Raw genomic sequence first — 15,681 nt, 5'->3', positions numbered from 1 at the left:
CGCTGTGGTGACGTTCGCGCAGGCGCAGGAGCGCGCCGAGGAGTGGATCAACGGGGACGTGCCCGGGTACCAGCACCGGGAGGTGCGGGTGCGGGAGTTCGGGCTCGGGTTCGTGGTGTGGGCCGAGGACCGGGCGGCCGGTCCGGTGTCCGGGGGTGGCCGGCAGCGGCTGGTCATCGCGCGGGACAGCGGGGAGGTGACCTTGTGGCCGGGGCTGCCGGTGGGTGAGGTGATCCGCCGGTACGAGGAGGAGTACGGGGCCGCTTCGGCGTCCGCGGCCTCGGAGGCGTCGGTGCCCGCGCCGCGGATCGACTCGGAGATGACCTCGTTCATGCTGAGTCCGCCGGAGTGGCTGCAGGAGGCGGCGGACCGGGCGGGCATTCCGCCGGCGCCGGCTCCCGTGGCGGCCGCGGTGTCCGACGTGGAGGTTTCCGCGCCGGCCGCCGAGGAGGTGCCGGCCGGGGCGTCCGCCGCGGCGGGGCCCGCCGGGTCCGGGGGTCCGGTGCCGGGCGAGCCGGTGCCGTTGAGCCGTGGGGGCGAGGTCCCGTACGAGCCGACGGCCAATGACGGGGTTCCGGTGGAGCCGGCTCCGGTGGCCGTGCCGTCGGGGTCGACTCCGTGGGCGGGTACCGATGTGAATCCGGGCGGGGACGACGTGTCCGTTCCGCTGCCCGCGACGGTGTTCGCGCCGCCGTTGTCCGGTTCGGACCTGGACGACGCGCCGGTGCACTCCGCGGCCGCGGACGCGCCGACGACGCTGATGCCGGGTGGCAGCGGGCTGCCGAGGACCGCCGTGGTGCCCGCGATCGGGTCGTCGCCGCAGGACATCGCCGACGCGCCGACGAGCAAGGCGCGGGTGTCCCGGCCGGGTGGTTCCGAGAGTGGTTCCGGGGGTTCGGGAGCGGGCGCGCCGCCCGCACCGCCGCAGCCGCCGGGGGCTCCCGGTTCGCTGGGTCGTGGGCTGGATCATGCGGCGACGATGCTGGCGGGTCCGGCCGTGACGGGTCAGCCGCCGGCTGCTCCGGTTGCGCCCGGGGCTCCTGGTGCGCCGCAGCCTCCCGCTCCTCCGGGTGCTCCCGGTTCGCTGGGTGGCGGGCTGGACCATGCGGCGACGATGCTGGCGGGTCCGGCTGTCACGGGTCAGCCGCCGGCGCCTCCTGGTCCGCCGGGTGCTCCCGGTGCGCCGCAGCCTCCCGGTCCGCCCGGTCCGCCGGGGGCTCCCGGTTCGCTGGGGCGTGGGCTGGATCATGCCGCGACGATGCTGGCGGGTCCGGCCGTGACCGGTCAGCCGCCGGCGCCTCCCGGTCCGCCGGGTGCTCCCGGTGCGCCGCAGCCTCCCGGTCCGCCCGGTGCTCCCGGTGCTCCCGGGGGCGGGGCCCATCACGCCGCGACGATGCTCGCGGGTCCGGGTGTGCCGCAGCCTCCCGGTCCTCCGGGTGCTCCCGGTTCGCTGGGTGGCGGGCTGGACCATGCCGCGACGATGCTGGCCGGTCCGGCCGTGACCGGTCAGCCCGCGCCTCCCGGTCCGCCGGGGCCCCCGCAGGGCGGGCCCGTCGCTTCTCCGCAGGGGCAGACGGGTGTGCCCACGGTCGGGCCCGGCTACCAGGCCGTGCTCCGCTACCGCGGTGCCGACGGTTCCGAGCAGCAGATCATCCGCCGCTCGGCGCCGGGCACCCCGCACCCGGAGTGGCAGATCCTCTACGAGCTGCGCGCGATGAACGTCCCGCCGCAGCAGGTGCTGGAGCTGCACACGGAGCTGGAGTCCTGCGAGCTGCCCGGCGGCTACTGCGCCCGGATGATCCGGGAGACGTGGCCGCAGGTGCGGATCACCAGCGTCGCCCCGTACGGCAAGGACCACGCGGGCCGTCAGCAGGGGATGCGGCACCTGCTGACGCACCAGGGCGAGCTGCACCAGGTGGCGGACGGTCCGGCGCGCCCCGCGCCGGTGCGCGCGCCGCTGCCGCAGGTCCCGTTGCAGCCGGCGATCCCGCTGGAGGCCATCGCGCAGGAGCTGACGGCGGCGTTCGGTCCGCAGGGCGTGTTCCGCTTCGACCAGCGCGCGGTGTCCCGTCAGGGTGTGCCGGAGATCGTGGCGCAGACGCTGGTGTGGTCTGGTCTGCCGGCTGATTTCGGGCCGTTCTTCTGGGCGCAGGCGGTGCCGGGTCAGCCGGTGCCGACGCTGGCCGAGCTGGCCGCGCAGCGGCAGGTGCAGCCGGCTTCGGACGCGGGCTCGTACCTGGTGATCGGCAGTGACTTCGGCAAGGCGCTGTGCGTGCAGTACGGCACGGCGCACATCGTGGCCGTGCCGGTGGAGGGCGGGCCGGGCGGTGCGCCGGTGCCGCCGCAGTTCGTGAACTCGAGCCTGCCGCAGTTCGTCCGGTCGATGGCGATGCTGGGTCACATGTGGCGGCTGCGGCAGCATCTGACGCCGGAGCAGGCGGGCCGCTGGACCGTCGATTTCCAGGCGAATCTGGCGGGCCTGGACAGTGCCGCGCTGGCGTCGCCGGAGAGCTGGTGGTCGGTGCTGCTGGAGCAGATGTGGGACGGGCTGCTGTGACGTACGGCGCCTGACCGGGCGATCGGAGGACCGGTCGCCGTGGCCGGGTCGGGACCCTCGGAGGGGGTCTCGGCCCGGCCATTCGGGCTTCCGGGACCAAATGGCGCATCCTTGACGGGAATCCCCGCGAGAGAGGCGCATCCAGGATGAGTGCACCCTTTGCGACCGTGCGCGGTCGCGGCTACCGCACCGACGAGGTCGACCGGTATCTCGCCCGGCTCTCGGGGAGCCGGGACGAGGCCTGGGAGCGGGTGGCGCGGCTGACGGTCCTGGCCAAGCAGATGGAGGCCGAGGCGGCGCGGCTGCGCGAGGTGGTGGCGGCGCTGGCGCCGCAGACGTACGACGAGCTGAGCGAACGGGCGCGCCGGATCCTGCTGCTGGCGGAGGAGGAGTCGGAGTCGCTGCGGGCGGAGGCGCGGGCGGACGCCGTGGCGACGGCGGAGGCGGCGCGGGCGCGGGCGGACCGTGCGGCGGAGCTGGCGCGGGGTGACGCGGAGGCGGTGCGCGAGCAGACGGAGATCCGGGCGCGGCAGGGGCTGGCGCGTGCGGAGCGGGAGGCGGACGGGCTGCGGGCGGGCGCGCGGGACGACGCGTCGGCGTGGCGCGCGGAGGCTTCGGCCGGGCTGGCGAAGGTGCGTCGGCGGGCGGAGGCGGAGCGGGTGGAGTGCGAGCGGGAGCAGTCGGAGCGGTGGGAGGCGGCGGGGCGGGAGCTGGCGGCGCGCGAGGCCGAGTGGGAGGCGCGGGAGGCGGAGGCCGAGCGGTACGCGCTGGCGCGCCTGGAGGAGGCCCGCCGGGGTTTCGCGGAGGCGGAGGAGACGGCGCGGCACGGGCAGGAGGACGCGGAGGCGCGGGCCGCGGAGCTGTTGGCGGAGGCGAGGCTGGCGCAGGAGCGGACGGGCCGTGAGACGGAGCGGGTGCTGCGGGAGCACACGGAGGCCCAGGAGGAGATGCGGGCGCACATGAACCACGTCCGGGCCAGCCTTGCGGCTCTGACGGGCCGCGCCCCGGCGGAGGGCTGACGGTCCGTTCCCGGTCCGGGTGCGCGGGTGTGCGGCTGCGGCCGGTGGGGTGTGCGCCCGGCGCCGGCCGGCCGGTTGTTCCGGGTGCCGGCCGGTTCGCCGGGCCGGGACGGTGGGTGCGCGCGCCCCGCGCCGGGACCGGGCGGGCGGTTGCTCGGCCGTCGGCGAAGGCCCGGGTGCCGGCCGGTTCGCCGGGCCGGGGATGGTGGGTGCGCCCGTACCGGGCCGGGCCGGGTGGTTGCCCGACGTCGGGCGAGGCTCGTGCGTCGGGCCGGGTTCAGTGGGGGGCGGTGGGTTCCTTGCGGGGGGCCGGGGTGGCCGGGGTGGGTTCGGGGCGGGGGTCGTAGCGGTACGGGTCGCTGCGCAGGCCGCGGGCGGTGACGACCACCGTGAAGGGCGGCTGCGCCGTCGGCGGCAGAGTGGCCGTCAGGGCGCCGGTGAGCGGGTCGGGGTGGGCTTCGAGCGGGGTGTCGTCGACGGTGACGAGCGGCGGGCGTCCCGCGGGGTCGGGGGTGAAGCCCCCGCCCTCGACCTTCAGCAGGCCGTTCCCGGCCGCGATGCCGGTGATCACCGGGTTGGCGCGCACGGCCATCTTGTTCACCAGGTAGGCGCCGGCCGGGGCGCCCGTGAGGGCCCACATCTCGGCGGGCAGCCGCGGCAGTCCGGCGCCGACGTCCGCGAGGAAGAACAGCACGACGTAGAGCATGGTGACAGCGCTGAGCGCGACGTACTGGAGGTCGACCAGGTCGGTGCGTCCGCTGTCGTTGGCGACGAGTTCGTGGAGCGGCCGGCGGCCCGTCCGGGTGGGAGGGGCGGCGGGTTTGGCCATGGTGCCGTGTTCGACGCGCATGCCGACGACGGCCTTCGCGGCGATGAGTGCCACGTAGGGGCCGCCGAGCAGGGGGAGGTACACGCTGGTCAGGGGGGACAGCGGGCCGTCGGCGTCCCGGAAGTAGGCGACTCCGCCGCCCGCGGTGAGCCCGTAGCCGAGGATCGTGAGGAGGAGCCAGACGAGGATGACCGTCCAGGCCACGGCGAGGGCGGTGGAGGTGGAGAGGCGGCCGTCGCGGCCGGTGACGAAGGAGGGGGTGCGGCGCAGCTGCAGGCAGAGCGGGCCGGCGAGTGCGGCGAGTAGGGCGAGTGCGTAGAGCGCGGATGCCATGCGGTGGTCTCCCCCGGGTTGCGGTCCTGGGCAACGAGGGTCACCGAGTGTCCCGATCATGACAAGCCGACGCTCCGGGGCGTTCCGGCCGGCCGGACCGCGGTGCCGGACCCGCGATGCCCGCCCGCGCACGGTTACGCCTTCTCCTCCTCGCGCAGCTCCGGCAGCACCGGGAACCGGCGCGGGGCCACGAACAGCAGGACCAGCAGGGCGGCCACGGCGGCGGCCGCCGCGCCGAGGAAGATGTGCTCCACCGCGGCCGAGACCGCCTCGCGCAGGTGGTCGGCGGCGGCCCGGGGGAGCAGGGCCGGGTCGTCGAGTGCCTCGGCGACGTCGTCGAGGTGGCCGGGGAGTCCGGGTACGGGGGCGTCGGCCAGACGGGCGGCGATGGTGGCGTTGGCGACGGCGGCGAGCAGGGCCGCTCCGACGCTCTGGCCGACCTGGCGGCAGAACAGCACCGAGGCGGTGGTGGTGCCGCGTTCGGCCCAGCCCACGGTGGACTGGACGCCGACGATCAGCGGGAGCTGGAAGAGGCCGAGGGCGCCGCCCAGCAGCAGCATGATCAGGGCGGGCTGCCAGGGCCGGGCGGGGGTCGGGAGGAGGGTGAAGGAGAGGAGGATCAGGGCGGCCAGGCCGATGCCGACGGCGGCGGTGTTGCGGAAGCCGATGCGCCGGTAGACGTGCTGGCTGAGGGCGGCGCTGACGGGCCAGCTCAGGGTCATCACCGACATGACGAGTCCGGCTCCGACGGGGCCGAGGCCCAGGACGGACTGGGCGTACGTCGGCATGAAGACCGTCGGGGCGACCATCAGCAGGCCGAGGGCGCCCATGGCCAGGTTGACGGCGGCGATGGTGCGCCGGCGCCACACCCAGCCGGGCAGGATCGGCTCGGCGGCCCGGCGCTCCACGCGGACGACGACGGCGGCGAGGACGGCACTGGCCGCGAGCAGGCCCAGGGAGGGCGCGGACAGCCAGGGCCAGGCGACACCGCCCTGGACGAGGGCGAAGAGCAGGAGTCCGCCGCAGCAGAACACGCCGAGCGCGCCCGCCCAGTCGACGGGGCCGCGGCGGCCCGGGGAGCGTACGGGCTCGGTCAGGTGGCGGGCGATCATCCACAGGGCGAGGGCGGCCAGCGGCAGGTTGAGGAGGAAGATCCAGCGCCAGTGGGCGTAGGAGGCGAGGAGCCCGCCGAGGGCGGGTCCGGCGACGGCGGAGGTGGCCCACACGCTGGACATCCGGGCCTGGATCCGCGGCCGTTCCTTGAGCGGGTAGAGGTCGGCGGCCAGGGTCTGGATGGTGCCCTGGAGGGCGCCGCCGCCCAGGCCCTGGACGATGCGGAAGGCGATGAGGGCGGCCATGTTCCAGGCGAGCGCGCACAGCAGCGAGCCGATCAGGAAGAGGCCGATGCCGAAGAGGAGGACGGGCTTGCGGCCGAAGGTGTCGGTCAGTTTGCCGTAGACGGGCAGGGTGACGGTGACGGCGAGCAGGTAGCCGGAGAAGAGCCAGGAGAAGACGGAGAAGCCGCCGAGGTCGCCGACGATCTGCGGGACGGCGGTGGCGACGATGGTGCTGTCGAGGGCGACGAGGGCCATGCCGAGCATCAGCGAGATCACGACGGGGGTCGGGGGCCGGCCCGCCGGTCCGTCCGGCCGGCCGTCCGCGGCGGAGCCGGTGGCCGGGGCCGCCGCCGCTCCGGTTCCGCCGTCGGTGCGCCGCCCGGGTATGCCGCCCGGAGCTCCGTCCGTGCTGTCCGCTGCGGCCACCGGATTTCCTTTCCCCCTGCACGCATCTGCGCAGGACACCATCTCACCGCCGTCCCGCGGGCGGTATCCCTCAGGGTGCGTACGCCGAAGGGCGCAGGACCCCTAGGGGTTCCTCACCACTACGGGCCAGGGGGCGTTCCTCCCGGCGGAGGAGGTGCGGGCCCGCGACGTCTCCTTAACTGGAGCATACGGAGCAGGGGGCCGGGGGTGGGGTTAACCCCCGGGCGGATACGGCGATGGGCACCAGCGCGCCGGAGGGCCGGCCGCAACAGACTCGTGTCGGCGGCGCACGCACCACATCCGAGGTCCGGCGTGCCGGGCACGACGTGCCGAACACGACGCACCGAGCACCACGCACGACGCACCGAGCACCACTCACCGACGTTCCGAGCAATCGACGTTCCGAGAAGGAGACAGACCGTGACAACGGCAATGACCGAAACCAGGCACGGGGGTACTGGAGGGCATGCTGCCGTCGCGGCCCGGGCGCGGAAGGTCGTCAAGGCCTACGGCTCCGGGGAGACGCGGGTCGTCGCCCTCGACCGGGTGGACGTGGACATCATGCGCGGCCAGTTCACCGCGATCATGGGCCCCTCGGGCTCCGGCAAGTCCACGCTGATGCACTGCCTCGCCGGCCTGGACACGGTGACCGAGGGGCAGATCCACCTGCACGACACCGAGATCACGGGGCTGAAGGACAAGAAGCTCACGCGGCTGCGCCGCGACCGGATCGGCTTCATCTTCCAGGCGTTCAACCTGCTGCCCACGCTCAACGCCCTGGAGAACATCACGCTCCCCATGGACATCGCGGGCCGCAAGCCGGACGCGGAGTGGCTGAACCGCGTGGTGGAGACCGTCGGTCTGGCCGGCCGGCTCAAGCACCGCCCGACGGAGCTCTCCGGCGGCCAGCAGCAGCGTGTGGCGGTGGCCCGCGCCCTCGCCGCCCGTCCCGAGATCATCTTCGGTGACGAGCCGACGGGGAACCTGGACTCCCGGGCGGGCGCCGAGGTCCTCGGCTTCCTGCGGCGTTCCGTGGACGAGCTGGGCCAGACCATCGTGATGGTCACCCACGACCCGGTGGCCGCCTCCTACGCGGACCGCGTCGTCTTCCTCGCCGACGGCCGGATCGTCGACGAGATGTACGCGCCCACCGCGGACCAGGTCCTGGACCGGATGAAGGACTTCGACGCGCGGGGGCGGACCTCGTGAGCAACACCGTCCTGAAGACCTCCCGGCGCAACTTCGTCGCGCACAAGGGACGGATGGCGCTGTCCGCGGTGGCCGTCCTGCTGTCCGTCGCGTTCGTCTGCGGAACCCTGGTGTTCACCGACACGATGAACACCACCTTCGACAAGCTGTTCGCCGTCACCAACTCCGACGTGACGGTCAGCCCCAAGGCCGTCGGGAGCGGCGAGGAGACCCCCGACCGCGGCAAGCCCGAGATGCTGGCGGGCTCGGTCGTGGAGCAGGTCAGGAAGGCCGAGGGGGTCAAGGGCGCCGAGGGCGGCGTCGTCTCGATGGCCGTCACGGTGGTCAACTCCGAGAACGAGAACATGGGTTCGACCACCGGTGCCCCGACCATCGCGGGCAACTGGAGCGACAACGAGCTCAAGTCCATGAAGATCGCCTCGGGCCGGGCTCCGCGCGGCCCCACCGAGGTGATGGTCGACGCCGACACCGCGAAGAAGCACGGCCTGGCCCTCGGTGACGAACTGCGCACCATCGCCGTCACCGGCGACATCCGCGCGAAGATCACCGGGATCGCCGCCTTCACCGTGACCAACCCGGGCGCGGCCGTCGTCTACTTCGACACGGCCACCGCGCAGCAGTCGCTGCTCGGCTCGCCCGACTCCTTCACCCACGTCAACGTCACCGCGAAGGACGGGGTGAGCGACGAGCAGCTCAAGGCGAACATCGCGAGCGCGGTCGGCGCGGACGCCTACACGCTGCAGACCGCGAAGGAGGCCGCGGACGCCAACCGCAAGGACGTCGGCGCCTTCCTCGACGTCATGAAGTACGTGATGCTCGGCTTCGCCGGCATCGCCTTCCTCGTCGGCATCTTCCTGATCTTCAACACCTTCTCCATGCTGGTCGCCCAGCGCACCCGTGAGATCGGCCTGATGCGCGCCATCGGCGCCGACAGCGGGCAGGTCCTGAAGTCCGTGGTCGTCGAGGCCTTCCTGCTCGGTGTGGTCGGTTCGGTCCTCGGTGTGGCGGCGGGCGTGGGCCTGGCCGTCGGCCTGATGGCCCTCATGGGCCAGATGGGCATGAACCTGTCCACCGACGACCTGACGGTCGCATGGACCACCCCCGTCGTGGGCGTCGTCCTCGGCATCGTCGTGACCGTGGTGTCCGCCTTCGTCCCGGCCCGCCGGGCCGGCAAGGTCTCCCCGATGGCGGCGCTGCGCGAGTCCGGCACCCCGGGCGACAAGAAGGCCGGACGGGTCCGGGCCGCGCTCGGTCTGGTCCTCACCGGCGTCGGCGGCGGGGCCCTCTACCTCGCCGGGTCGGCGGAGAAGGCCGGGGCCGGCTCGCTCTGGCTGGGCCTGGGCGTGGTCCTGACCCTCGTCGGCTTCATCGTGATCGGCCCGCTGCTTGCCGCGGGCGTGGTGCGGGTGCTCTCCGGCGTGGTGCTGCGGCCCTTCGGGTCCGTGGGCCGGCTCGCCGAGCGCAACGCCCTGCGCAACCCGCGCCGCACCGGTGCCACCGCCGCCGCGCTGATGATCGGCCTCGCGCTGGTCGCCTGCCTGTCGGTGGTCGGCTCCTCGATGGTGGCCTCGGCCACCGACGAGCTCGACCGGTCGGTCGGCGCGGACTACATCGTCGCCTCCGAGTCCCAGCAGCCGGTCCTGCCGCAGGCCGAACAGGCCCTGCGCGCCACCGCCGGCCTGGACCACGTCACCGCCTACCGCGAGGTCGAGGTCAGGCTGACCGCGCCCGACGGCACCTCCGAGACGACGGAGCTCGGCGCGACCGACCCGACGTACGCCAAGGACATCCGGCGCAAGATGACGGCCGGCGAGCACGCGGCGGCCTACGGCGCCGGCTCCATGTCGGTCGGCTCGCTGTACGCCACCGCGCACGGCATCGAGCTGGGCGACGAGATGACCGTCGCGTTCACCGGCGGCAGCACGGTCAGGCTGAAGGTCGCGGCGATCACCAGCGACGAGGGAAACCTCGACAAGGGCATGAAGTACATCAGCACCGAGACCGCCCGGGCGAACGTCCCCGCGGACCGGATGCCGCTGCCCTTCATGATGCTGGCCACCGCACAGGACGGGCAGTCCGACGCCGCCGCGTACAAGGCGGTCAAGGCGGCCATGGCCGAGTACCCGCAGTACGCGGTGCGCAACCAGACCGACTACAAGCAGGCTCTGAAGGACCAGGTCGGCCAGCTGCTGAACATGGTCTACGGGCTCCTCGGCCTCGCCATCATCGTCGCGGTCCTGGGCGTCGTGAACACCCTGGCCCTGTCGGTGGTCGAGCGGACCCGGGAGATCGGCCTGATGCGCGCCATCGGCCTCTCCCGCCGCCAGCTGCGCCGCATGATCCGTCTGGAGTCGGTGGTCATCGCCCTCTTCGGCGCCCTCCTCGGCCTCGGGCTGGGCATGGGCTGGGGGGCCACCGCGCAGCAGCTGCTGGCGCTGGAGGGCCTGAAGGTGCTGGAGATCCCGTGGCCGACGATCCTCGGGGTGTTCGCGGGCTCGGCCTTCGTGGGCCTGTTCGCCGCCCTGGTCCCGGCGTTCCGGGCGGGACGGATGAACGTACTGAACGCGATCGCGAGCGAGTAGCCGGCGCCGCGGTCGGTCGGGGGGAGGCGCAGGCCCGGGACTTCGGTCCCGGGCCTGCGCCTGTGTGCGGCGCGGTGCGGCTCAGCCGCCGGCGGGCGCGGTGTCGCGCTGCATCAGGACGATGCCGCCCGCCTCGCCGACGAGGGTGTACCGCTCGCCGGGGTGGAGCTGGGAGGCGTACACGGTGGGGTCCTCGCCGGCCCACTTGTTGCCGTTGTCGATGGTGATCCAGTCGGGGACCACGCCCTTGCTGCCGCCGATCCACAGCACGCGGCAGCGGGAGGTGAGCCGGGTCAGCGGGGTGGTGTCGGCCTCGACGGTGGCCCCGTCGGGGATCCGGGCGAGGAGGCGTTCCACCGCGACGACCCGTTCGGGTTTGCGGTAGGTGTCCGCCTGTGTCAGCCGGGAGGTGGGCATGGCGGTCGCGGCCAGGGCGAGGCTCGCGGCGAGCACCGCGGCGGGCATCTGGAGGGCGTACGAGCGCAGCCAGGGCCGCCGGTCGCGGCGGAGGGCGTCGATGGCGTCGACGAGGGCGAGCGCGACGACGGGCATCAGGACGGCGCTGTAGTGCCAGTCGGTGGACCAGTAGTGGTCGTCGCCGGACAGGAAGCGCCAGCCGAGGGTGGGGGCGGCGACGAGCAGCAGCGGGGAGCGCAGCGCGAGCAGTCCCGAGGTGGGGACGAGGACCCAGGCCAGGGTGGTGAGCTTGGTGCCGAGGCCGGCGAACGGGCCACCCCCGTCGATCTTGTGCCAGTAGCCGTAGCCGTCCGTGGCGAAGGCCGGTATGAACACGGTGAACACCAGGACGGCGAAGACGCAGGCCGCGGCCGCCAGGCCGAGCGCGGTCCAGGTGGTGCGCCGGTCGGTGCCGCGGGCCCGCCAGGCGACCACCACGGCCAGGGCGGCCAGGGTGAAGCCGAGGTCCTCCTTGACGAGGACCAGGGGCAGCCCCCACAGCAGTGCCGCCCGCCAGCGGCGGGCGAGGACGGCCTCCAGGGCGAACGCCAGGAGCGGCACGGCGAAGGCGATCTCGTGGAAGTCGAACTCCACGGCCCGCTGCACGCCCCACGACAGGCCGTAGGCGACACCGACGGCGACGCCCCGGGCCTTGCCGAGGAGCCGTCCGGCGGCCCGGGTCACGGGCACGGCGGAGAGCGCGAACAGCAGGGCCTGGACGACGAGCAGGGTGAGCGGTCCGGGGAAGACCCGGTAGACGGGGGCGACCAGGGCGATGACCGGGCTGAAGTGGTCGCCGAGGATGTTGAAGCCCGGCCCCTTCAGGTCGGCGACGGGCTCGCGCAGGTGGGCGTAGGCGCGGATGGCCTGCTCGAAGATGCCCAGGTCCCAGGAGGCCCAGTCCATGCGGCGGAACCGGCCGACGGACAGCACGAGGTAGACGGGGAGCAGTGCCGCGGCGACCAGCCAGGGTCCGGCCCACCGGGGCTCGGCGGTCTTCGCGGGGGCTGCGGCCGCGGGTGCCGGGCGGGCTATGGCATCGCTCGTCACGGACTGGTGCTCCTCGGCCGTTCGGCGTGGGCCCGGGCGGAAGGGCGCGGCGGGCTCAGGCGGTCAGTACGGGGACATCGTAGGCGGGACGGGCCCGCCGGTCGTGGTGTGACCCGGGCGGGGCCGCCCGGCCGGGCTCACCCGCGCGGGTGACCCGAATCCCTCGCGCGTCGGCGGGGGCGCCGTCGTAGGGTGGGAACCCCCGGCCCGTGCGACGTGTCGGGCCCTTCGCGTTGCCCGCCCGACGTTCCCGGCACGACCCCGTACGCCCGTACACCCCCCAGACCTCACCGGACGGAAAGCCCCCTCATGAGCCTGCACGGACTGCTCGACGCCGTCACCCGGGACGCCGCTCTCGCCGAGGCGGTCGGCGCGGCCGGGGACGGCAACCGCATGCACGTGGACCTGGTCGGTCCGGCCGCCGCGCGGCCCTTCGTCATCGCCGCGCTGGCCCGGCAGACCGGCCGTACGGTGCTGGCGGTCACCACCACCGGACGCGAGGCGGAGGACCTGGCGGCCGCGCTGCGCTCCCTGCTGCCGCCCGACGAGGTGGCCGACTACCCGTCGTGGGAGACGCTCCCGCACGAACGGCTCAGCCCGCGCAGCGACACCATGGGCCGCCGGCTGGCCGTGCTGCGCCGCCTGGTGCACCCCAGCAAGGACGATCCGGCCGCCGGCCCGGTCAGCGTGGTGGTCGCGCCCATCCGGTCGGTGCTCCAGCCGCAGGTCGGCGGGCTGGCGGACCTGGTTCCGGTGAGCCTGCGGCACGGGATGGCCGCCGATCTCGGGGAGGTCACCGAGGCGCTGGCGGCGGCCGCGTACGCGCGGGTCGAGCTGGTCGAGAAGCGCGGCGAGTTCGCCGTGCGCGGCGGCATCCTGGACGTGTTCCCGCCCACGGAGGAGCATCCGCTGCGCGTGGAGTTCTGGGGTGACGAGGTCGAGGAGATCCGCTACTTCAAGGTTGCCGACCAGCGTTCCCTGGAGATCGCCGAGCACGGTCTGTGGGCGCCGCCGTGCCGCGAGCTGCTGCTGACGCCGTCGGTGCGGGAGCGGGCCGCGGCGCTCGCCGAGGCCCACCCCGAGCTGGGCGAACTCCTGAACAAGATCGCCGAGGGGATCGCGGTGGAGGGCATGGAGTCCCTCGCCCCGGTCCTCGTCGACGACATGGAGCTGCTGATCGACGTGCTGCCGGCCGGGTCGATGGCCGTGGTGTGCGATCCGGAGCGGGTGCGCACCCGGGCCGCCGACCTGGTGGCGACGAGCCAGGAGTTCCTGATGGCCTCGTGGGCGGCCACCGCGGGCGGCGGCGAGGCGCCCATCGACGTGGGCGCGGCCTCGCTGCGGGGTATCGCCGACGTCCGCGACCGGGCCCGCGAGCTGGACATGATGTGGTGGTCGGTCTCCCCGTTCGCGGCCGACGAGGACACCTCCGGCGGGGACACCCTCACCCTCGGCATGCACGCCCCCGAGGCGTACCGGGGGGACACGGCGCGGGCGCTGGCCGACACCAAGGGCTGGATCGCGGACGGCTGGCGCACCGTCTACCTGACCGAGGGCCACGGCCCGGCCGCCCGTACGGTGGAGGTGCTCGCCGGGGAGGGCATCGCGGCGCGGCTGGAGCCGGACCTGGCCGTGCTGGAGCCGAGCCTGGTGCACGTGGCGTGCGGTTCCGTCGACAACGGTTTTGTCGACCCGGTGCTGCGCCTGGCCGTGCTCACCGAGACGGACCTGACCGGTCAGCGCACCGCCACCAAGGACCTCGGCCGGATGCCGACCCGGCGCCGCAAGTCCATCGACCCGCTGACGCTGGAGGCGGGCGACTACATCGTGCACGAGCAGCACGGCGTGGGCCGCTACGTGGAGATGGTCCAGCGCACGGTGCAGGGCGCCACCCGCGAGTACCTGCTGGTGGAGTACGCGCCGGCCAAGCGCGGGCAGCCCGGGGACCGGCTGTACATCCCCACCGACCAGCTGGAGCAGGTCACCAAGTACGTGGGCGGTGAGGCGCCGACGCTGCACCGGCTCGGCGGCGCCGACTGGACCAAGACGAAGGCGCGCGCGAAGAAGGCCGTCAAGGAGATCGCCGGCGACCTCATCAAGCTGTACAGCGCGCGCATGGCGGCGCCCGGGCACACCTTCGGTCCCGACACGCCCTGGCAGCGGGAGCTGGAGGACGCCTTCCCGTACGCGGAGACGCCCGACCAGCTCACCACGATCGCCGAGGTGAAGGAGGACATGGAGAAGTCGGTCCCGATGGACCGGCTGATCTGCGGCGACGTCGGCTACGGCAAGACGGAGATCGCCGTCCGGGCGGCGTTCAAGGCCGTGCAGGACGGCAAGCAGGTGGCCGTCCTCGTGCCGACCACGCTGCTGGTGCAGCAGCACTTCGGGACCTTCTCCGAGCGCTACAGCCAGTTCCCGGTCAACGTGAAGGCGCTGTCGCGCTTCCAGAGCGAGACGGAGTCGAAGGCCACCCTGGAGGGTCTGAAGGAGGGCTCGGTGGACGTGGTCATCGGCACCCACCGGCTGTTCTCGCAGGAGACACGCTTCAAGGACCTGGGCCTGGTCATCGTCGACGAGGAGCAGCGCTTCGGCGTGGAGCACAAGGAGCAGCTGAAGAAGCTGCGGGCCAACGTGGACGTGCTGACGATGTCCGCGACGCCGATCCCGCGCACCCTGGAGATGGCGGTGACGGGCATCCGCGAGATGTCGACGATCACCACCCCGCCGGAGGAGCGGCACCCGGTGCTCACCTTCGTCGGCCCGTACGAGGAGAAGCAGATCGGCGCGGCCATCCGCCGCGAACTCCTGCGCGAGGGCCAGTGCTTCTACATCCACAACCGGGTGGAGTCCATCGACCGGGCGGCGGCGAAGCTGCGCGAGATCGTGCCGGAGGCGCGGATCGCGACGGCGCACGGCCAGATGTCGGAGCAGGCGCTGGAGCAGGTCGTCGTGGACTTCTGGGAGAAGAAGTTCGACGTGCTCGTCTCGACGACCATCGTCGAGTCCGGCATCGACATCTCCAACGCCAACACCCTCATCGTGGAGCGCGGCGACAACTTCGGCCTGTCGCAGCTGCACCAGCTGCGCGGGCGCGTCGGCCGCGGCCGCGAGCGCGGGTACGCGTACTTCCTGTACCCGCCGGAGAAGCCGCTGACGGAGACCGCGCACGAGCGGCTCGCGACGATCGCCCAGCACACCGAGATGGGCGCGGGCATGTACGTGGCGATGAAGGACCTGGAGATCCGCGGCGCGGGCAACCTGCTGGGCGGGGAGCAGTCCGGTCACATCGCGGGCGTCGGCTTCGACCTCTACATCCGCATGGTGGGTGAGGCGGTGGCCGACTACCGGGCGGCCGTCGAGGGCGGGGTGGAGGAGGAGCCGCCGCTGGAGGTGAAGATCGAGCTTCCGGTGGACGCGCACGTCCCGCACGACTACGCGCCGGGCGAGCGGCTGCGCCTTCAGGCGTACCGGTCGATCGCCTCGGCCACCTCCGAGGCGGACATCAAGGCGGTGCGCGAGGAACTCACCGACCGCTACGGCAAGCTGCCGGAGCCGGTGGAGAACCTGCTGCTGGTGGCGGGGCTGCGGATGCTGGCGCGGGCCTGCGGGGTCGGCGACATCACCCTCCAGGGCAACAACATCCGCTTCGGGCCGGTGGAGCTGCGCGAGTCCCAGGAGCTGCGGCTCAAGCGGCTCTACCCGGGCACGGTCCTCAAGCCGGCGACCTCGCAGATCCTGGTGCCGCGCCCGAAGACGGGCAAGATCGGCGGCAAGCCGGTGGTCGGCCGGGAACTCCTGGCCTGGACGGGCGAGTTCCTCACCACGATCCTCGGCTCGTAGCACCGCCGCCACGCTCGGGCGGACCCGGGACCACCGGTTC

At 73.7% G+C, this 15,681-nt stretch carries 8 protein-coding genes; 5 read left to right on the top strand and 3 right to left on the bottom strand.

Going from position 1 to position 15,681, the window contains the following annotated elements; translation table 11 throughout:
* The first annotated feature begins 4 nt into the window (after nt 1-4).
* Both ACPU2J_RS14105 and ACPU2J_RS14100 read left to right on the top strand, forming a co-directional pair.
* Nucleotides 5-2,557 carry an SUKH-4 family immunity protein gene (locus tag ACPU2J_RS14105; RefSeq protein WP_423833385.1) on the top strand — a complete coding sequence of 851 codons (2,553 nt, stop codon included), beginning with the start codon at nt 5-7 and terminating at the stop codon, nt 2,555-2,557.
* 146 nt (nt 2,558-2,703) lie between these two features.
* Nucleotides 2,704-3,576, top strand: coding sequence for a cellulose-binding protein (locus ACPU2J_RS14100; protein WP_420080573.1), 873 nt, complete (start codon nt 2,704-2,706; stop codon nt 3,574-3,576).
* 277 nt (nt 3,577-3,853) lie between these two features.
* Here the strand turns inward: ACPU2J_RS14100 and ACPU2J_RS14095 are convergent, their stop codons facing one another.
* Both ACPU2J_RS14095 and ACPU2J_RS14090 read right to left on the bottom strand, forming a co-directional pair.
* Nucleotides 3,854-4,738, bottom strand: coding sequence for a hypothetical protein (locus tag ACPU2J_RS14095; RefSeq protein ID WP_420080574.1), 885 nt, complete (start codon nt 4,736-4,738; stop codon nt 3,854-3,856).
* 134 nt (nt 4,739-4,872) lie between these two features.
* Entirely contained in the window at nt 4,873-6,543 is a 1,671-nt protein-coding gene (locus tag ACPU2J_RS14090) for an MFS transporter (RefSeq protein WP_399312389.1), read from the bottom strand.
* 390 nt (nt 6,544-6,933) lie between these two features.
* Between ACPU2J_RS14090 and ACPU2J_RS14085 the strand changes: the two genes are divergently transcribed.
* Both ACPU2J_RS14085 and ACPU2J_RS14080 read left to right on the top strand, forming a co-directional pair.
* Nucleotides 6,934-7,710, top strand: coding sequence for an ABC transporter ATP-binding protein (locus ACPU2J_RS14085; protein WP_423834965.1), 777 nt, complete (start codon nt 6,934-6,936; stop codon nt 7,708-7,710).
* A gap of 53 nt (nt 7,711-7,763) precedes the next feature.
* A complete protein-coding gene (locus tag ACPU2J_RS14080) occupies nt 7,764-10,292 on the top strand; it encodes an ABC transporter permease (protein WP_420082421.1) in 2,529 nt (842 codons plus the stop codon).
* 81 nt (nt 10,293-10,373) lie between these two features.
* Here the strand turns inward: ACPU2J_RS14080 and ACPU2J_RS14075 are convergent, their stop codons facing one another.
* On the bottom strand, nt 10,374-11,798 hold the full coding sequence (locus tag ACPU2J_RS14075) for a DUF2079 domain-containing protein (protein WP_399312391.1): 1,425 nt from the start codon (nt 11,796-11,798) through the stop codon (nt 10,374-10,376).
* Between the two features lie 309 nt (nt 11,799-12,107).
* On the opposite strand from ACPU2J_RS14075, the gene mfd reads away from it, so the two are divergent.
* Nucleotides 12,108-15,641: a transcription-repair coupling factor gene (gene mfd, locus ACPU2J_RS14070; RefSeq protein WP_423833384.1), complete on the top strand. Its 3,534-nt coding sequence runs from the start codon at nt 12,108-12,110 to the stop codon at nt 15,639-15,641.
* The last annotated feature ends 40 nt before the right edge of the window (nt 15,642-15,681 follow it).

This window comes from Streptomyces manipurensis (genome assembly GCF_049570255.1).
Taxonomy (GTDB): domain Bacteria; phylum Actinomycetota; class Actinomycetes; order Streptomycetales; family Streptomycetaceae; genus Streptomyces; species Streptomyces manipurensis.
This window is presented reverse-complemented; position numbering and strand designations above follow the sequence as displayed.